17 protein-coding genes are annotated in these 19,544 nt (G+C 51.6%); 1 reads left to right on the top strand and 16 read right to left on the bottom strand.

Annotated elements, in window-relative coordinates; genetic code table 11:
• Window positions 1-48 precede the first annotated feature (48 nt).
• Window positions 49-2,109, top strand: coding sequence for a methionine--tRNA ligase (metG, locus tag HMPREF6485_RS03845; protein ID WP_004344804.1), 2,061 nt, complete (start codon window positions 49-51; stop codon window positions 2,107-2,109).
• 111 nt (window positions 2,110-2,220) lie between these two features.
• On the opposite strand, the gene HMPREF6485_RS03840 is transcribed toward metG, so the two are convergent.
• From HMPREF6485_RS03840 to HMPREF6485_RS03775, 16 genes are all read right to left on the bottom strand, one after another.
• On the bottom strand, window positions 2,221-3,105 hold the full coding sequence (locus HMPREF6485_RS03840) for a CPBP family intramembrane glutamic endopeptidase (RefSeq protein ID WP_211205715.1): 885 nt from the start codon (window positions 3,103-3,105) through the stop codon (window positions 2,221-2,223).
• Window positions 3,106-3,145: 40 nt separating this feature from the next.
• On the bottom strand, window positions 3,146-3,301 hold the full coding sequence (locus HMPREF6485_RS14120) for a hypothetical protein (protein WP_004344801.1): 156 nt from the start codon (window positions 3,299-3,301) through the stop codon (window positions 3,146-3,148).
• A 21-nt stretch (window positions 3,302-3,322) separates the two neighbouring features.
• Window positions 3,323-3,517 carry a bacteriocin gene (locus HMPREF6485_RS03835; RefSeq protein WP_004344798.1) on the bottom strand — a complete coding sequence of 65 codons (195 nt, stop codon included), beginning with the start codon at window positions 3,515-3,517 and terminating at the stop codon, window positions 3,323-3,325.
• Window positions 3,518-3,635: 118 nt separating this feature from the next.
• A complete protein-coding gene (locus HMPREF6485_RS03830; protein WP_004343336.1) occupies window positions 3,636-3,956 on the bottom strand; it encodes a helix-turn-helix domain-containing protein in 321 nt (106 codons plus the stop codon).
• Window positions 3,957-3,962: 6 nt separating this feature from the next.
• Window positions 3,963-6,131: a peptidase domain-containing ABC transporter gene (locus HMPREF6485_RS03825; RefSeq protein ID WP_004344797.1), complete on the bottom strand. Its 2,169-nt coding sequence runs from the start codon at window positions 6,129-6,131 to the stop codon at window positions 3,963-3,965.
• Window positions 6,124-7,332: an HlyD family secretion protein gene (locus tag HMPREF6485_RS03820; RefSeq protein WP_004344796.1), complete on the bottom strand. Its 1,209-nt coding sequence runs from the start codon at window positions 7,330-7,332 to the stop codon at window positions 6,124-6,126. Before HMPREF6485_RS03820 ends, HMPREF6485_RS03825 begins: the two co-directional genes overlap by 8 nt.
• Window positions 7,333-7,608: 276 nt before the next feature.
• Window positions 7,609-7,761, bottom strand: a complete 153-nt coding sequence (locus HMPREF6485_RS13945) for a hypothetical protein (protein WP_155814387.1) — start codon at window positions 7,759-7,761, stop codon at window positions 7,609-7,611.
• Window positions 7,762-8,261: 500 nt separating this feature from the next.
• Entirely contained in the window at window positions 8,262-8,414 is a 153-nt protein-coding gene (locus HMPREF6485_RS14115) for a hypothetical protein (RefSeq protein ID WP_004344794.1), read from the bottom strand.
• A 37-nt stretch (window positions 8,415-8,451) separates the two neighbouring features.
• Complete coding sequence (locus HMPREF6485_RS03810; protein ID WP_004344792.1) at window positions 8,452-9,012, bottom strand: DUF3267 domain-containing protein; 561 nt, start codon at window positions 9,010-9,012, stop codon at window positions 8,452-8,454.
• Between the two features lie 665 nt (window positions 9,013-9,677).
• Window positions 9,678-10,799, bottom strand: coding sequence for a glycoside hydrolase family 88/105 protein (locus HMPREF6485_RS03805; protein ID WP_004344791.1), 1,122 nt, complete (start codon window positions 10,797-10,799; stop codon window positions 9,678-9,680).
• A complete protein-coding gene (locus HMPREF6485_RS03800; protein WP_004344789.1) occupies window positions 10,796-13,249 on the bottom strand; it encodes a glycosyl hydrolase in 2,454 nt (817 codons plus the stop codon). Before HMPREF6485_RS03800 ends, HMPREF6485_RS03805 begins: the two co-directional genes overlap by 4 nt.
• Window positions 13,250-13,317: 68 nt before the next feature.
• A complete protein-coding gene (locus HMPREF6485_RS03795) occupies window positions 13,318-15,690 on the bottom strand; it encodes a glycoside hydrolase family 2 TIM barrel-domain containing protein (protein ID WP_004344787.1) in 2,373 nt (790 codons plus the stop codon).
• Between the two features lie 12 nt (window positions 15,691-15,702).
• The gene (locus tag HMPREF6485_RS03790; RefSeq protein WP_004344783.1) at window positions 15,703-16,938 is read right to left on the bottom strand and encodes a rhamnogalacturonan acetylesterase; all 1,236 of its coding nucleotides are present in this window, start codon (window positions 16,936-16,938) and stop codon (window positions 15,703-15,705) included.
• A gap of 40 nt (window positions 16,939-16,978) precedes the next feature.
• Complete coding sequence (gene rhaM, locus HMPREF6485_RS03785) at window positions 16,979-17,296, bottom strand: L-rhamnose mutarotase (protein ID WP_004343735.1); 318 nt, start codon at window positions 17,294-17,296, stop codon at window positions 16,979-16,981.
• A 26-nt stretch (window positions 17,297-17,322) separates the two neighbouring features.
• Complete coding sequence (locus HMPREF6485_RS03780; protein ID WP_004344780.1) at window positions 17,323-18,960, bottom strand: GDSL-type esterase/lipase family protein; 1,638 nt, start codon at window positions 18,958-18,960, stop codon at window positions 17,323-17,325.
• Window positions 18,957-19,358, bottom strand: a complete 402-nt coding sequence (locus HMPREF6485_RS03775; protein ID WP_004344779.1) for a hypothetical protein — start codon at window positions 19,356-19,358, stop codon at window positions 18,957-18,959. The genes HMPREF6485_RS03780 and HMPREF6485_RS03775 overlap by 4 nt, the downstream gene beginning before the upstream one ends.
• Window positions 19,359-19,544: the final 186 nt, after the last annotated feature.

The raw sequence follows: 19,544 nt of genomic DNA, 5'->3' as shown, positions 1-19,544 counted from the left end.
TTATCGTAATTTTGCACCATATAACAAGAATAGAACAAAAAGAAAGATATGGAAAAGAAATTCAAGCGCACCACCGTCACGGCGGCACTTCCCTACGCCAACGGTGGCGTACACATCGGACACCTGGCCGGCGTGTATGTGCCTGCCGACATCTACGTGCGCTACTTGCGGCTGAAGAAGCAGGAGGTGGTGTTCATCGGAGGTTCGGACGAGCACGGCGTACCCATCACCATCCGCGCCAAGAAAGAAGGCATCACTCCGCAAGACGTGGTAGACCGCTACCATAAGATGATCAAGGAGTCGTTTGAGGAGTTTGGCATCTCGTTCGACGTGTACAGCCGCACCACCTCCAAGACCCATGCCCGGTTGGCTTCCGACTTCTTCCGCAAACTCTACGACGACGGCAAACTCGTGGAGAAAGAGACCGAACAATACTACGACGAGGAGGCCCACCAGTTTCTGGCCGACCGCTACATCATGGGCGAATGCCCCCACTGCCACAATGAAAACGCCTATGGTGACCAGTGCGAGAAATGCGGTTCCGACCTCAGTCCTATGGAACTAATCAATCCACACTCCACCATCAGCGGCTCCAAGCCCGTGGTGAGGAAAACCAAGAACTGGTATCTGCCACTGAACGATTATCAAGGATGGCTCAAGCAGTGGATTCTTGACGAGCACAAGGAGTGGCGTCCCAACGTGTACGGGCAGTGCAAGAGTTGGCTCGACATGGACTTGCAGCCGCGCGCCATGACCCGCGACCTCGACTGGGGCATCCCCGTACCCGTGGAAGGGGCCGAGGGCAAAGTCCTCTATGTGTGGTTCGACGCCCCCATCGGCTACATCTCTAATACCAAGGAACTGTGCGACCGTGAACCGGAGAAGTGGGGCTCGTGGGAGAAATGGTGGAAAGACGAGGACACCCGGCTCATCCACTTCATCGGTAAGGACAACATCGTGTTCCATTGCATCATCTTCCCGACAATGCTCAAGGCCCACGGCGGCTATATCCTGCCCGACAATGTGCCGGCCAACGAGTTTCTCAACCTTGAGGACGACAAAATTTCCACCTCGCGCAACTGGGCCGTGTGGCTGCACGAATACCTGCGCGAACTGCCGGGCAAGCAGGATGTGCTGCGCTATGTGCTCACGGCCAACGCCCCGGAGACCAAAGACAACAACTTCACTTGGAAGGACTTTCAGGAGCGCAACAACTCCGAACTCGTGGCCATCTATGGAAACTTCGTCAACCGTGCTTTGCAACTCACCAAGAAATACTGGGACGGCGTGGTGCCGGCCTGCGGCGAACTGCTAGAGGTGGACCAACAGACCATCCACGAATTTAAGGATGTACAGGAGAAGGTGGAGGGCTATCTCGACGCATTCAAGTTCCGCGAAGCGCAGAAAGAGGCCATGAATCTCGCCCGCATCGGCAACAAATACATCACCGAGTGTGAACCTTGGAAAGTGTGGAAGACCGATCCCAAGCGCGTAGAGACCATTCTCTACATCAGTCTTCAGCTCGTGGCCAACCTCGCCATCGCTTTCGAACCATTCTTGCCGTTCTCTTCTGAGAAACTGCGCAAGCTTATCAACATGGAAAGTTTCGACTGGAGCCGACTGGGAGCCACCGACCTGCTAAAGCCCGGACACCAGCTTGCCGAACCCGAGCTGCTCTTTGAGAAACTGGAAGACGATGTCATCGAAAAGCAGCTGCAAAAACTCGCCGACACCAAGAAGGCCAACGAGGCTGCTGCCCACAAGGCCGAGCCCGTGAAACCCGAAGTGTCGTTTGAGGATTTTGAGAAACTCGACATCCGCGTGGGGCACATCAAGCATTGCGAGAAAGTGAAAAAGAGCAAGAAACTGCTCCGGTTCACCCTCGACGACGGTTCCGGCACCGACCGCACCATCCTCAGCGGCATCGCTGCCTACTACGAGCCCGAACAGCTTGTGGGCAAGGATGTGCTCTTCGTGGCCAACTTCGCGCCACGCACGATGATGGGCATCGAGAGCCAAGGCATGATTTTGAGTGCCGTCGATGCCGACGGTTCGCTCCGCGTGACCACCACACTCGATGAAGTGAAACCCGGTTCGCAGGTAGGCTGACCGCCCACCCGACCGCATATATATCTCAGGGGCTGCACCGATTATGGTGCAGCCCCTGCTTCTTTTTCAGCCTATCACAATTTCACGCATCTTTTTATTTGTTTTTAGATATTAAAATGGTATTTCCACGACAGCCTTGCAACTTATCTTAGATTTGAAATACAACATGGTATATGCAGCCGAGATAATCGCTCCCATTACAACGACAACAATCGATGCTTCAGGCCCAAACGCACCGCCCGTCAGTATCTCATTACCTGTTATCGAGGGTGTTATAAGGGGAATGCCAATAGGCACTTGTCCCGAGACGAGACAACCAAAAATACAGCCTTCAAGATAGTTCCAAGCCCAATGCATTCCTATCGGAACCCATATCGTACCGTGATAAGTATAAGCTATGGCCAATAGCCACCCGGAGGTGACTGCAATGGCCAATGCAGACCATATCGTGGCACCATCATTAAATATATGCATAATTCCAAAAAGAGCAGAGGACACAATCACACCAACAGAAATGTTCCACCTGTCACATATAAGTCTGTAAATAACGCCTCGGCAGATTATTTCCTCACTGACTGCAACTATTCCGAAGATAGACAATCCCTCAAATTGGGAGTATAGATTAAACTCTATTTTCTCAGGCGTATAACAGTTGACAAAATACAAGACTCCTATCGTTCCAGAAAAAAATGCGGAAATAACTAACCAACCTATTGCTATCTTTTGTATTTGGTTAATAACTAAAGGAATGGTGTTGTCGTCATAATATAGAATCAAAAACCTTTTGTAAAGGTATAGAAGAATACGGGAAAACAACAATGCCAAGAGAATCTTGATGAGAACAGGATAGTCATGTATCAAAATCTCTTGAAAGATTCCTGACAGAATTATAAAAAGCATAACTCCTATAAATAGAAAACATCCCCATTCATAAATATTCCTTTTACACATTACACTCATAACGCTTAAACCACGATAAGGAGCATCGTTATCCACAATGCTCCTTATGCTAATTTACAATAATACTTATCTGTAATTATTTGTATGGCATTACTGACGGATGGAATTTGTTACGCTCCATTCCATTATATTGACTTTGCAATAAATACCCTACAAATTTAGTAAACCAATTTCCACCAGAAATAGAAATCTGTTCCTTTTTTTTCAATTCTCTTATTATTGGCTCTTTCATAATTATAGTATTTTTATATTGTTATCTAGAATGCTTACGCCATTGCCTATTAGCGGCTTCTCTTCCTGCATTAAAATCAGCCCAAGATTGTTTGGGATTGCAAATTATATCACCTGCAAGAGCTTCGAGCACAAATCGTGCAACCCTAACAATCCAAAGTCCTCCAGAAATTTTCTGCATCTCACTAAAAGACAATTCTTTAATCTTTGCTTCCATGATCTGTAATTTTAGTTATTTTTGAAAACCAGAATTCTTATTCGGCGAAACAGTCATTCTGGATATTCAAATTGTTAATAATGTGATTGTTTGTATCAGGCTCCGGAACCATTTACGATTACAAAGATAAAGCCTTTCCGTGCACAAACATTGCATTATGCAAAAAAAATCCTGCAAATACATATTTTTTTTCTTCCTCATCCAAAAATTCCACTTGTAATTCAAGGTGTAACTCAAAATGGTTGGTATAATAAAAAGTGAAATTACTGCGACTGTAGTCGATTTTTGCGCCAAGTAGTCGAAGGTTGTCCAATACATTGTAGAGGTGTCTCTTACTAATACGCAGTTTCTCGGCAAGTTCCTGAGGCGAGCCGGTATTGTGTGTCTTAATGAGTCGATGCAACACTTTCAACCTGTAAATCTCATTTTTCAATTCCATAGTTCTTTAATCTATTACGTTAAATTGCTCACGCCACAAGCGTTGGAACACTCCATTTTGAGCAATCAGCTCACCATGCGTACCACTTTCGGCAACCATTCCCTTGTCTATGACCACTATCATGTCGGCATCCTTGATGGTACTCAGGCGATGGGCTATGACGATGATAGTTTTGCCTTTTGCAGCCAAAGTGTTGAGTGTTTGTTTGACAAAACGCTCGGAGATGGAGTCGAGTGAAGAGGTGGCTTCATCAAAAATCAGGATTTCCGGCTGCTTATACAAGGCACGGGCAATGGATATTCGCTGCCGCTCTCCTCCCGATAGAGTAGTACCCTGTTCGCTGATGATGGTGTCTAATCCTCGTGGCAACCCATCAATAAAGTCCCTTAACCCCAATTGTTCTATAATGTCAAGCACTCGACGCATATCGGGCTGCAGGTCACCGAGACAGATGTTGGATAGCAAAGTACCGGCAAACAATTCCACTTTCTGCGGTACAGTGCCAATGACACGACGCAGGCTGTCGTTGCTCACCATCGCTATGTCATATTTTCCAATGTATATATGCCCGGATTGAATGGGGTAGATACGCTGTAACAAGGAGATGAGCGTAGTCTTGCCCGACCCACTCTCTCCGACAATAGCTGTGGTCCGGCCCTTCGGAATGGTCAGACTGAGAGACTCAAACACCTGTTTTCGTGAACCATACCGAAACGAGACGTTCTCAAAAGTGATATTGTCAATCATTTCCGGTGCTAAGTTTACTTTGTTAGTTTCATCCGAGTCTTCTGTTTCCAAGTCAAGAATCTGAAACAGTCGGTCTGCAGCAATCAGTGCATCTTGTATGGTCTGGTTGGATGTGATCAGTGAACCGATGGGGGAAAGGACATATCCTATCAGCGAGTAGAATATCATAAGACTACCCGGAGTGAGCGTCTGGTCAATGACCAACTTACTTCCCACCCACAACACGGCCACCGTGACTGCCGATGATATCAGGTCAATGCCGTTACCGGCAAATATGGAGCCTCGTGCACTGACGTATGTATTGCGAAGCAGGCGCACGAAGCGTGCCTCTGTCTTGAGATTGGCATGTTCTTCAATGCCGAAACGCTTAATGGTTGTAATGGCGTTAAGCGATTCTACGAGTTGGGCCTCCAAATCGGCAGCCGTTTCCATTATTTCACGTTGATATTTCTTGTTGAGACGGTTAAATAAAAAGAATACCACAAGAAACAATGGAGCAGAAATCAATGTCACCAGTGCCAGTTTCCATGAATAAGCAAACATCACACCGGTGGAAAAAACTAATATCAGCACATTGACCACCAAATCTACCGATACGTTGTTGATAAACATGCGAATCTTTACGGCATCATTTACACGAGAGATGATTTCCCCCACACGCATCGTGTCGAAGAATTGCTGAGGAAGGTGCAATATATGTTTGTAATAACCGAGGATAAGCGTGGCATCAATCATTTGGCTGGTCTTCAGAGCCAGAATGCTTTTTGTCGTCGAGATGAATATGCGAATAAGAATAATCGCCACCATTGCCACTCCCATGAGATTGAGCAGGTTGACATTTTCATCTACCAACACGTAGTCTACTATCTTGCCGACATAGACCGACGTGCTCAATCCCAAGATGCTACAGATGACAGCTCCAAACAGAACCTCGACCATCACACTTTTGTGGGGACGCAACAATTGGAAGAAACGGCGCACAATACTGGTCTTCATATCACCCCGCACAAAGGTCTCTTTAGGTTCCAAGAGTATCAGGACACCAGTCCAAATCCGTTGGAACTCTTCCCACACAACCTGATGCATTCCTCCATCGCCCGGATCCATATACTCAATATACTTGTCAGTCACCTTATAGATGACCACAAAATGATGGAGTATTTCCTTCACAACGACATGGGCGATGGCTGGTAGTGGTATTATCTTCAGAGCCTCGGGCTGCGCCCGTACACCTTTCGCACTCAGCCCCAACTTTCCGGCCGCTTCAACCATCCCCAACACATTGGTTCCTTTCTTGTCGGTAAAAGCATATTGGCGTATGCGGGCGATGGGAAATTTCAAACCATAGTGAGCGCATACAGAGGCCAGCGAGGCTGCTCCACAGTCGGTAATGTCCTGCTGTCTTATTTTGATACCTTTATTATACATGATCGGTTGTTTGTTGATGTGAATGGTGCCCAGCAGATGTGGTTGATTGATATTGTGTGGGATTCATCCAATCATCGAGGCTTTTGTAAAGCAAGTCGAACAAAGAACGGCGTGTGACCACAAAGTGAATCACCCCCGTCATGCCTTTCTTGACAAATCCCTTGCGGTTTTGCTTGCGCAATTCGAGATATTTTTTTAAAAGCATACACTTCACCTTGTAATAAGTGTTGCCGTTACCGTCACTTACATAATCAGACGACACACTCTGCACCTTTCCTTCCAGCGTCCCCCATTCGTTATAGTTAAAAGATTCTATCTGCACTTTTACACGCATCCCTTCTGTAATAAAGGCGATATCCCGTGGCGCAACGTAGGCCTCTATATGCAGAGTAGTATCGGGACTTACCATAGCAATGGTGGTGCCTATCTGCAAATTACTGCCGGGGTAGATGCCTGCAAACTGTTCTAACGTGCCGTTGATAGGACTTCTCACGATATACAGATTTTTATTGCTACGTGTTTCTGTAAGATTGGATGCAGTCTCCGACAGTTGCATCCGCAGATTTGCAAGTTCCGTCTTCCAGGCACTCATCCGATTGGCATTCAGCAAGTTAAGTTCATTTAGTTTGTCCTGATACCGATAGTAATGCTCATTATATTCGCTCTCGCTGATCAGTCCTTTGCCAAAAAGTACTTTATGCCGCTTCCATTCCGTTTCAAGTTGGCGCAGTTCCGTCTGCAAACGATGAGTCTCCGATTGATGTTTGGCATACTCCTGTTGACGGGCAGCCGATGCGAACACATGAGGACACAGACCTCTCGACAACAAGTCAAGATCGGTAATCTGTGCCTGTGTATCTGCTTCACGATCTTGCTGGTACTTGATTCTGCCGTCAGATGAGCTTGTTCTGAATCTCAATATTTCATCACCTTGTCTCAACATATCCCCCTCTTTGGCACAGACGGTCTCCACTATTTCTGTCATAGGAGCTGTGATGCGACTTATCTCACCACTGGGCCTCACAACACCACTGCTCTGCACGGTAATATCAACATAAATAAAAGGCAAAGCAACAATTAACGCCGTAATGAAAAATAATACAGTCCAATAAATTATCTTGTTTTTAGCACGATGATGGTATAAATAGGTTTCTATGCTATCGTTTAGTTGTTCTTTATCAAGAAAATAAGTTTCATTCATTTCTACTGTTCATTTATTTTAAATGCCACTTTTTGCCTCTGATTCCTCCACCTCGTGAAAGATCACTTGAGCAATGTCACTTTCTATATGCTCTGCCGTTTCGCCACAATATACTTTGAGTATGTGTTATTATGAATACAAAATATGCGTCTTCACATGAGCATTCTTAATTCTTATAAGCCAGAAACCTCTGTAAAACCATATTGTTTTTTATTGTATAAAAAGACGCAGGGGTTCTCCCCTGCATCTTCGGATTATAAAGAGATTGACTATTTATTAATATTTAGGACGCCCATTTTCTGTTAATACTTTCCATATATCTTTTGCAATCTTCAAAAGAAATCCTAATGCAGAACCTCCTTCAACCGATTGCATGTCTATTAATGACATTTCTTTCACATAGGCGTTACTTTTAATTGTTCTCTTCATAACTTTCATTAATTTAATTAATAATAAATTTACTACCTTGAGCTTATTTACATAGACTTTGATCGACGCAAATGTAACAAAATCATTCAAAAAAGAAAAAAATACAAAGTGCCCATTAATGATTATTCTAACGAATTAACTTCCATTTACGATACAGCAAACAGTCTACGGTATCAAACTTTGCATGAATGGCAATAAAAGGAGAGCGACCCTTTTTGAGGTTCAACCAAAAAACATTGGGATAGATTTCTTTCTGCCCAAAACACAGATTTTCAGTTGATAAGTGGCATAAAAAGTGTGGATGAAAGTACACATGCCCTAAAAAAGAAACACTCTCTAAGGGGGAATATTTTGTATATCAAGCAGAGAAAATGTGTATTATTGAGGGGCATCAGGATTTTGACACACCCTTATTGTAATTCACAACAATACTTATCTGCAATTATTTGTATGGCATTACTGAAGGATGGACATAATCACATTCCATCCCTTTTCACGCATCAGTGCAATATATAATAAAACGCTTCACCTGCGCTCTTTCCCAATTGGTAGATCATGACACCTGCCAAAAGCATCAAACCAATTTTTAAAGAAGCGTGTCGCTCTGCACTCTTTAAAATATAAGACCACAACTTATAGATTTCTGTATTCATTTCTCTTAACGGATTAAATAATAATTTATGTTGCTTGCTATTCCTCAAAAATAATACAACCGGCTTCTTTTGGATGGTCTAACACCAAACACGCGGAAGGTTCCTTACGTAATTTCCATACTATCAATATGTCACCCGCGGCAGCCGAAACAAACATTATCCCCCAAACGAGGAGTGGTATACTCTTGAAAGGAAAGGCCAATACCAATGGAATAACTCCCAAGACGAACAACGGCATCAAGGCCCCTATGGAATATTGGCGCACGGTCAGTGGCTCGTCGCAATGGCAATATGGAGTAAGGACTTCCCAAATAATGCCATAATGAATACTCCTGAACTTATTCGTGGCAAAACATGCCCATGTGATGCCGTGTATCAGTTCGTGTACTATAGCACCCATTATAAACAGCATCAAGATGAATAGGGCCGCAAGAAATGCATTGTGACCGAGAAAACTGTTTACTCTGAAGTCGTCAAGTGTAGGATACCCCCACATAAAATACCATGTAGAGCAACTTAGGATTGTCACAGCCAAGAAAAGAATGACTCCAAAAACATTGGCCCAAATTAAATTGACGGTGATTTTGCGCTGATTCATAACACTTCTATTGCAAGAAATATAATATTGCCCCAAATGCTCCTGTTGCCACGCCAACCATAAGGCCTTCGATAAAAGTCTTTTTTTTCATTACTTGAAATAATTATATCTGTTCACAAAGATAGGGCTTATTTTTCAAACCACCAAACAAACAAAAAAGTAAACATATAAATTAAACAAGTGAAATATGAATGACTGAATCTGTCAACATTATTCTCTGCGCATTTGCATTCGGGTTATTTATTTTGTATCTTTGCCGTGGCAAGGGAAGCATGAAAGTGCTTCCTTTTTTTAACTTTACCCACTAACAGCCCCCCAATCCCCTAAAAGGGGCTTTTCATCCCTATTATGGAGTTGTTATTCGGCCCAAGTGGCGTTGCAAAAGAGGCCGAATGAGCTTCCAAGTGTGGCCCTTTCAGGATGTCGGTCGGGCCAAACTGAAACGACAAGTAACTTTACTTAACAATTTGAAACGATGAGGCAAGGAGGTAAAAGTAAAGGGCGAAAAGGGGCTGTAAAGCCTTTTCTTATCTTTTAATACTTCGCACTATATCATCGCCAAGGCCCAAGACTGAGGGGACTTGACAATGGGGCAAATGAAAAGCGGAACAGGACACGCCGATAGCCGTATCTCGTTCCGCTCTCCATGAAAAGGGGTCATCTTCTTACGGGCGGGCAGCACCGAGCAGTCGGTAATACTCTGCCGCACCGAGCAGGAAACAGCCCGTGCCGTAGTCCTCAAAATCGGGCACGCTGGTATAGGTCACCGGCTGTCCGGTAGAGGGGTCGGCCCCCGTGCCCTGATTCCATCCGAGGAATCCATCGGCATGCACGCTGCCTGCCATTGCCTTCCATGCACTGTCGCAGGCGGCACGGTATTTCTTGGCATTGAGCACCCCGTGGTTGATGCCCCAACTCATGCCATAGAGGAAAAGGCTCGTGCCCGTGACCTCCGGCCCCTCATAGTTGGTCGACACCAGACTGGCATTCCAGAATCCGTCAGGTCGCTGCACCTTGAGCAGTGTCTCGCTCATCTTTACGAAGTCGGCCTTCAGTTCTTTGTAGTAGCGGTCTTTGGGCGAGAGATTCTGCATCACGCGCACCAGAGCCCCATACACCCAACCGTTGCCCCGGCTCCAATAGCAGTTCTTGCCGTCGGGCTCTTTATAGGGTGCCTTGTAGTTTTTGTCGCGCCACCACAACCCCTCGGTCTTATTGAAAAGTCCGCCGGCCAACGTGTCGCGCGTGCAACGGTAGCTCCTCATGGCAAAATCGATGTAGCGCCGTTCGCCCGTCGCCTTGTAGTATTTGGCATAGATGGGCATAGCCATCTGTATGGCATCGATCCACCACCAGTCATCATACTTTCCCAGCCCCATCTGGTGGTCGAGATTCACCTTCGTGGGAGCCATCCACTCGGCCCGGCCGGCCATCACAGAGCGGTCTATATAGGTCTGCTCGCAACACTGGTCATCGGCATTGGTGGTGTGGATGCTGTTGCGTGCCGTCCACTTGTGGAAGTCGGCCCAGCGGTCGGTGTAGTCCAGATAGCGTTTGTCGGCATCTATCTCATGCAGGGCCATGAGCCCCTCGTAGTAGACGGCACGTGTCCAGAGGTTGCTCGTGCGCATCTTTTTGACGAAAGTGGGCACCGTGGGGTCACTGTATTTCGCCATGAAATAGTTGTTGGTTCTCTGTGCTACGGCGAGCACCTCAGCCGGTTTCTGCGCGTGTGCGGCCATGACGGTCATCAGCACGCCCACTGACAGGATAGCGATTCTTTTCATTTTTCTATGAGTTTTACGGTTGAGTTCAGGCCGCCGGGAAGGGGTTCCCAGCCGGCGTAAGTAGTCTTTTTATAATTGATGTCCACAACATTGATTTCTTTCATCTTCCGCCACACCACTCCCCGGCGATCCATATCGGCAATGCGGTTGGCCGGCAGATTAGTCACTTCGATGCGCAGCGTGTTGCGCCCGCGCTTGAGGGCATTGCGACAGTCGAGCACAAAGGGCACGGCCCAGGCACAACCAAGGTAGCGGCCATTGATGTAGACGCGGGCCGACTCGCGCACGTCGCCCAAGTCGATTTCCCATCGGGCGGAGGCCTGCCGACCGGTGAGCTTGAAGGTGGTTTCATAGACGCCTGTGCCCATCGTCACACGCGCCGAGTCGCTGAGCTGTTCCCACGAGCGCAGCCCGTTCAGGCGGAACGTTTTGCCCACACGCGGGGCTTCCTCCAAGAACGAAAGCCGCCAAGAAGCCGAACTCAAGTCGATGGTGGCGCAGTGCCGGTCGGGAGTACCGGGCTTCGTCGCTTCCTGCTTCTCGGCGATGGAACGGGCCGTGTCGCCCGGCCGGTCGCGCACGATGAGTATGCGGCTCTCGCCGCTTCGCAGTCTTACCGCCACTTCGCCGCCACGCAGGCCGGCCGGCGCAAAGGTGCTGTCCATCGGGTTATACCACACGGCTTCGCCCACCTCCACGGCCAAGGGTACACGGGCGGCAACATCCCTCGGCGTGAGATTGGCCACGAAATAATGATGGCCCGCAGGGTTGCTGCGCCTGATTATCTTCAGTCCGAGCTCACGTTTCATGGCCTCGGGCCGGGCCGTAGTGGCCAAAGCCGGAACATCGATGCCGCAAATCACTTTGCCCTGCTTCTGCAAGGGGGCGATGAGTGCCTGCAAACGACTGTCGACAGTGGTTCCGGGGGGAATAACAAGACCTTTATAGAGGGTTCCGGCAGCCGTCCGGAGCTGTCCGTCGGGTGTCACGGTGACGCCTGCCAGATACTTGTCGCTGATATAGTCGCAGTCGTAACCGAGACTGTCGATGGCCAGAATGGTCTTGATAAACTGCGGAGCCTTCTTGTCCATCGAGTGGATATCGAACATCATGAGCAGCCGGCGGGTGTCTTCACGCCACAGGTCGCGCACGGGCAGATACACCAGAAAGTCGTTGTCGGGCTGTCCCCATTGCAAGTAGGTCTGGCAACGGGTGATATAGGCCATGAGCGAGGGGGCATCGCGCCAAATGGAGTTGGTAGGACTCATGTCCACACTGGCGTAGAATTTCCATCCCGGCCACGGGTCGTCTTTCGGACTGTAAGCCGTTCCGTGGAAGAACATGCGGTTCACCCCGGCGCAGAACATAAGGTCGAGATCGGGCTTCATCTGGCTCAACGACGTGCGGAAGTGCTCGGTGAGCCACGTGAAAGTTTCGCTCGAGGTGTATTTCTTACCCGTGATGTGGGCCGCCGAAGGGGCATATTTCAGCATCGAAAGATCGCTGAAATTGGGGCGTGTGAACCCTTTGTCAGTACGTAGGCCCTTAATGCCGAAATCGGTGAGACCGAAGCCTTCTATCTCGGGGATGTCCACGCCGGCATAACAGTCGATGAGATTGGCCGGCGAACCGTGTGCCTGATTACGGGTGATGGCCCCGTGGCGGTGCGCCCAAGCCGTCCATTGGTTGGTGAAGTTCTTGAGCAGCAGTTCGGCGAGGGTCTCGCGGTAGTCGCTCACCACCTGCGGATCACCATCGACGAGTTTGTCGAGATTGTCCATCAAATTGTATCCGCGCCGCTTCAAGAACTCCTCCGGCAACCGCGGCGTCCAGTTGGCCCCGTAAACCTCGTAGCTGTCGTTGAAGAATGTGTGGGGAAAAGGCGTTCCCGAGGCCGTGAAGGCACTGTCGATATGGGCCAGATAGTGGGCCACGGCAGTGGAGTCGAAGTGGTCTATCACCCATCCTTCGCCGCCGGGAGCCGCCCGCTTCACCTTCTGCCGGGTGCGCCCCACGTGCAGCGTCACCCTGCGCTTGCCGTTAACGACAGTGTCGGCGAAGGTGGCTTTGCAGGCCGCTTCGCTCAAGGGCACCCACGGGCCGCCGAAAGGCCAACCCGTGCCGGTGGCCATGTCTATCTCAATGTTGTTGCGCCGGCCCTCGTCCTCGGTGTAATGGAGCATCTCCATCCACTTCGGAGAGAGGTAAGTAATGTCGTTGCGCTCGTTGCCCTGCACACCGTAGATGGGCGTTATCTCCACCGTTCCCACGCCGGCGCGGGCATACTGCTCCATGTTCCATGCCAGATTGGGCTTGTCCACAGCCGAACCGAGCCACCACCAACGCAGTCCGGGGCGCGCTTCGGGGGTGGGTAAGGGCAGCTGCGCCCGCACGGCATTGAGACTGAGAAGCAGCAACGGGGCCGCTATCAGCGTTTTCTTGTTAACCATAGGTTTCTTCAACACGTTGTTTGCAAATTTCTGAATGATTCCGTTACAAAAGCCATCTTACTTCGTCTTCACTTCCCTGTGGTCTGCAATTTGAGCGAAGCACCCTTCAGTCCGGGGGCCGAGACGATGAGCCGCACTTTCGACGGAGTGTATCCGGCCCGCAGAATGGCGAGGGCCGACCCGCGGAACAAGTGTTGCCGAATGCCTGTGGGCAGGTCATCGCCGATGAGGTCGCCATTGCCAAGTGCCGCAAGAGAGGCATCCCCTTTGAGCGAGAAAGTCAGCAACTGCTGCGCCATCGGACTGCGCCGACCCTTGCTGTCAACGGCATAGACCCGCACATGTTGCAGGTCGGTGCCGTCGGCACGCCACATTTCGTCGTCGGCCTCCAGTCGCAGAGCCACCGGCGAACCTGCCGTCTCTATGCGATGACGGGCCACCACCCTGCCTGCCTTGCGTGCCACAGCCTCAATGGAGCCGGGAACATAGGCCACATTATTCCACTTAAGTTTGTTGCGTGTCTTGGGATCGAGCGTATTTTTCTGCACACCGAGACTCCGCCCGTTGACAAAAAGCTCCGCCTCGTCGGCATTGGTATAGACATAGACGGTGTATCGGTTGCCCTCAGTGCGGTTCCAGTGGTCGGAAGTCTGGTCTCCTCCAAACTTGATGCCGTTCCACTCGGTGTTGTCGGTCTTGTTGTCCACGATGCCGATGTGCACAGTGGGTTCGTCGCTGAACATCGACTTGAGGAAGTAGGCCATCGGTTTGGGCTGCAGGGAGATGTCGAACACGCCGTCCACCCAACCTTTGGCAGGCCACCCCATGCTCTCCCCGAGATAGTCTATCATGCCCCAATAGGCCAGTCCGATGACCTTCTCGCGATCCATTTCGTAGAAGTTGGGACCCATCATGGGCAGGTTGGCCTCGCTCTGGTAGAACTTCATCCACGGAAAACGGCGGCCGTCGCCGGGAAAATACATGTAGCGGTAGTTGTAGGCCTGCACATCAGTGAGCATCGCGAGGTCGCAGGGCAACGAGTCGGTCTCCCAGTTGCGGCCTCGGGGGTGCATGGCCACGGTGACGAGACGGGTGGTGTCGTAGCGGTGAAGCAGCTCGCGCAGCAGTTTGTAGGGCGTTACACCCCAGTCGTTGAAAGGCAGATTGGGGTAGGTTTGCAGTTCGTTGCCCAAGCTCCACAGCACCACCGAGGGATGGTTACGGTCACGCTTCACCCATTCGGGCACGTCTTGCTGCCACAGATTGGTCCATTCCGTGCGCCCACCGGCATACTGCGTGAGCCATTTGTCATAGAGTTCGTCCACCACGAGCAGCCCGTAGCGGTCGCAAAGTCGGTAAAGGTCTTCGCTGTAAGGGTTGTGAGAGCAACGTATGTGATTGAAGCCAAACTGCTTCAGCAGCCGTATGCGCTTCTCGATGGCGCGTGGAAAGGCCGCCGCCCCAAGCACTCCGAGTGTGTGATGGTTGGCAATGCCCTTCAAGAGCACTTTCTTTCCGTTGAGCAACAGCCCACGGTCGGCTGTGATTTCAACCGTGCGCACCCCGAAAGGTTCGCTCACACGGTCGGCCAACCGCCCGTCGGTGCCATAAATGGAGACCTCAGCTGTATATAAATAAGGTGTCTCGCACGACCAGAGTTGAGGCGAAGCCAAGGCTATCGGGTCGAGCCGGTATTCCATCGTGCGCCGACGAGGACTCCAACGCACCTCCGTCTCCCTCGCAGCCACCTCCCGGCCTGCTGCATCAAGGATGCGCACGCCCACCCGACCGGTCGCATCTTTGTTGTAACGGGATATTTCGGCAGTGATATTTATCGTGTGGTTGTCCTTTGTCGTAATCTGCAACGGGTGGCGCACAAAGTATAAATCGGCCGGTGTGAGGATGATTTTAACATCCCGATAGAGTCCGCCACCCGTATACCAACGCGAGTTCTTCGGACCCATCGTGTTGGCTCTCACCTCTATTTGGTTGTCCTCGCCATAGCGCAAGAGCGAAGTCACATCCACCTCGAAGCCCAAGTAGCCATACTCCGTTCCTCCCACACGACGCCCATTGAGCCAGACATCGCCCACGAGCATGATGCCCCCAAAGTCGAGCAGCACCCGACGGCCTTTCCACTCCTGCAGCGCATGGAGCGTTTTGCGGTAGAAGCCCTCGCCCATTTCCTTGAATCCGCGGGCCGAAAGGCGGCTTTTCACATTGGCGGCCTGATCGCTGTTGTCGGCCCGTTCGTCGGCCGATGGAGCCACCCATGGCTGCGAAATCTGGAAGTCGTGGGGCAGATTGACCACCTCGGCCGGCCCCTGCGGAGTGCGACAGAAGAGCCATCCCCGGTTCAGGCTGATGGTATCGCGCTGCGCGACAGCCGGCAAAGTGGCGAGAACAGCCAAGGCCAATGAGAGAAAAGTCTTGTTTGTCATATCAGAAGAGAATTAGTTGCCGTCGGGTTTTGTAAACTCCGTGATCACGGAGGGAGCCCAACGGAAAGTTTGAAAGTCATCAGGATGAGCGGGATCGTAGTCGCGCCAGTCGGGCCGCAAGTGCTCGACAAGAGGCAAGCGGAGAGCCTTCATCCCCATGACCACCATCTTGGCCACCTCGTAGGCCCCATAGGGATTGAAGTGGGTATTGTCGGCCAGCGCGCGGGTCTGTCCGGGAAGTGTCCCCATCGGATAGTGGACGAGTGCCCGCTTGCTGCCCTCGAAACCCAAGGCTTCGAAAAACGTGCGCGTCATGTCGTGCAACTCGATGACCGGCACCTGCTCCCTACGAGCCACACTGCGCATGGCGTCGGGATAATCTCCGTGGGTCTCGATGATGTGGGTGCTGTCCTTGTTCCACGCCCGACGTTGGGTGGGCGTGAGAAAGACCACCGTGGCCCCGGCAGCCCGCACCCGATCGATGAATATCTTGAGATTGTGGGCAAAGTTGTACCACGCTCCCGTGCCGGCTCCCCGCTCCTTCTGGTCATTGTGACCGAACTCGCAGAACACATAGTCGCCCGGTCGGAGCATCGCGAGCACCTTGTCGAGCCGGTTGGAAGCCAGAAAACTACCCGCTGTGAGACCGCTCTCGGCATGGTTGGAGACGGCCACCCGATCGTCGAACCACCGGGGAATCATCTGTCCCCAGCTGGCCCACGGTTCGCAGTGCTGGTCCACCACCGTGGAGTTGCCGCACAAGAAGACGGTCGTTGCCACCGTGTCGGGCTCCACTACTATCTTCCGCACAGCCGGGGCCGGCCCGTTGAACTCGAGCGTGAGACGGTCGTCCCACGTGAAATAGTCCTTCTCGCGGGCCTTGATCTTCACCTGCTCCTTGTCGTTGATGCGGGGAGAACGCTTGTTGACGATGAAAGAACACACTTGGTAGTGGCCCTTACGGGTGACGGCCCGCTCCACCATGAGCCTGCGCGACTCAGCCCTGACCATCGTTTCGGCCGCCCGCCGGTTGCTGCCCAGCGTCACCGTGACGCGGTAGTTGCCGTCGGGCACTCTCACCGAGAAATAAAACGGGGCCACCGAACGGGCCGTGGGCGAGGCCACAACATCGTAGCCATAGCCCGTGGCCTCCGAGTAGCGGGGCTGCGGACGGGTCATGTCAAATGTCTGGGCGGTGGCAACGAGCACACCGACCAAGAGAACGAGGGTTGCTATGAACTGTTTCATTGTCAACAGGCAATAGATGGAAAGCAGCCGAAACGGCGGCCTAATCCAAATGGAACAATTCTTCGATAGGAATGGTGACGGGCGAATTGTCGGGATTCACCTCCATGATGTCGGCCATCATGTCCCACCACTTCTGCGTAATGGGATCCACATGGTCGGTGTCTTGGCTGTTGGCCTCGCCGCTACACTCCTGATAGGCAAAGAGGATGTTGGTCTCCTTGTCCCAAAAGATGCTGTAATTGCCCACTCCGGCCTCCTTGATCATCTGTTTGAGTTCGGGCCAAATGGCCGCGTGCCGCTTGGCATACTCCTGTTCGCATCCCGGTTTGAGATACATTTTAAAGGCAAATCGCTTCATGGTTGCATGTTTTAAAGGGTTTATGACTATTTCAGATAGGCCGCCAGCGGACTGTGGTCGGCTTTGAGTCCCTCGGCAATGCTCCGCGCGTTGAGCCTTGCGCCGAGCAGCGAGGTGTGGGTATGGTCGCGGTTGTAGTATTTCATGGCCTTTTCTTTAGAGCCGCATGTGCGGTCGAGCCGGTCGGCCGTGATGTTGTGCAGGTCGAGCAGTTCCACTCCGGTCTCTGCGGCCACCTGCCGATACCACTCGCCGTAGGTGTCGTTGCGGCGCTCTATCTTGCCGTCTTTCCACTCGTTGCGGGGCGTGAGCGACACGAGGATGGGCGTGGCCCCTTTCTCCCGCACGTCGTCGATGAACTTCTTGAGATACCACCCGAAGCTGTACACCAGTTCGTAGGTGCCCTTGGAGGCCGACCGGTAGACATGACACGTGTCACGGGCCGTGGCTATCACGCCCCGTTCCTTGTCGCGGTCGATGCCCCCGATGTCGTTGTGGCCGAATTGGATGAGCACATAGTCACCGGGCCGGAGGCTGTTGCAGACACGATCCCAACGCCCTTCGTTGAGATAGGTGCGCGTGGAACGGCCGGCCTTGGCGGCATTGTAGCACGTGATCTTGCGCGCATCAAACACCGTATAGGCCTGCGAGCCCCAGCCCCACATGCCGTCTTTGTCCTTGTCGAGATTCTTCACCGTACTGTCGCCCGTGAGCCACACCACGGGTTTGCCGGCCTCGCGCCGCACCGGCTCCACCGGCAGTGCCAGCGGGAGCATCATGTCCTGCAACGGCTTGAGCGCAGGATTGTGGCTTTCGGCAATGCCCTCAGCCGCACACCGGGCATTGAGCATGGCCCCGAAACGGCTCGTGTGGATATGGTCGCCGTGGAAGTGGTAACGCTCCTTCCACCGGCTGAAGCCGTCGAGCCGGCTGCCTGCCCGCTCGTTGAGGTCGACGAAAGGCACGCCTTCCTCAGCCGCCACCTGCATGAGCCATGCCGTGTGGGGCTTGCGCACAATCTTGCCCGTCGCCTCATCGTAGGCATCGCGGGGGGTGAGCGACATGAGGATGGGATGGCCTCCGCGCGCCCGCACATCGCGGATATACCTGCGCATGTATTCGCCATAGGTGTAGACGGTCTCCCGCGCACCGGTCTCCTTGATGGTCACGCACAGCGAATCGCGCCCCACACCGGGAATACTGGCACGGGCACGCCCGCTGTCGTAGGGGCCGTTGTCGTTGTGCCCGATGGAAATAACCACCCAGTCGCCGGGCCGAATGGCATCGCGCACGGGTGCCCACAGCCTATTATAATAGGTGCGGCTGCTCATGCCGCCAAGTGCCTGATTCTCTACCGTGATTTTATTTTCGTCGAAATAGGCGTGGGCGAAAAATCCCCAGCCCCACTGACCGTTGTTGCCGTTGCCGAGGGTGCCGTTGCGCATGGTGCTGTTGCCCACGAGAAAGAGCACGGGATGGTTGCCCCGACGCGTGCTGCCGGGCGCCACACGGGCCGTCTGCGCCTTACTCAGGCTGTCGAACGTGAGGTCTGTCACGTGATTGACATCCTCCAAAGGCCCGGCTACCTGTGCACGACCGGTCCAAGGACACGCCACGACCGCCAACAGCACGGCCCCGAGCATGAAACTTTTCCTATTATTCATTTGTTGATAGTTGCGATTAGGTTTTGTGGCAAAGTTACGGAAATCCCTTGAAACGGGACTTCAGTTTTTGACATTTCGCCCCATACATTTTGACAACGGCCCGTGACCGGGAGCAACGCCTCATGGCCGATGGGGATAAAAGGCTGTTTGCGGGAGGTGGAAACAACCGTGGGGATTGTCACGCTTTTTCGTCTTTGATTTGCATTTTTCTTATTTTCATCGTATCTTTGCATGAGCAAGGGAAGCACGCGGGTGCTTCCCTTTTTTTTAAAAAAGCCCCCACCCCCTAAAGGGGACTTCCCACTGTTAATACCATTCGGCCTAAACTGCTTTGCAAAACGGGCTTTTTCGCCTTCTCGCTCGGCCCGAATGAGCTTCTGACTATGGCCGTTTTGCAATGCCGTTCGGGCCGAGTGAGAAAATTGATGGGACAGATGGGGCGAACAAAACAAACAGAATCGGGATAGCGGACGAGTGCGAAGAAAATGCGTGTAAGGCCTTTTCGAAAGATTTAATACTTTACACTATACTGCAAAAGAGTGAGCCTGACAAAAAAGAGGTTATCGGCGAATGATGCGAATGGT

Origin of the sequence: Segatella buccae ATCC 33574 (assembly GCF_000184945.1) — a bacterium.
Taxonomy (GTDB): Bacteria; Bacteroidota; Bacteroidia; order Bacteroidales; family Bacteroidaceae; genus Prevotella; species Prevotella buccae.
This window is presented reverse-complemented; position numbering and strand designations above follow the sequence as displayed.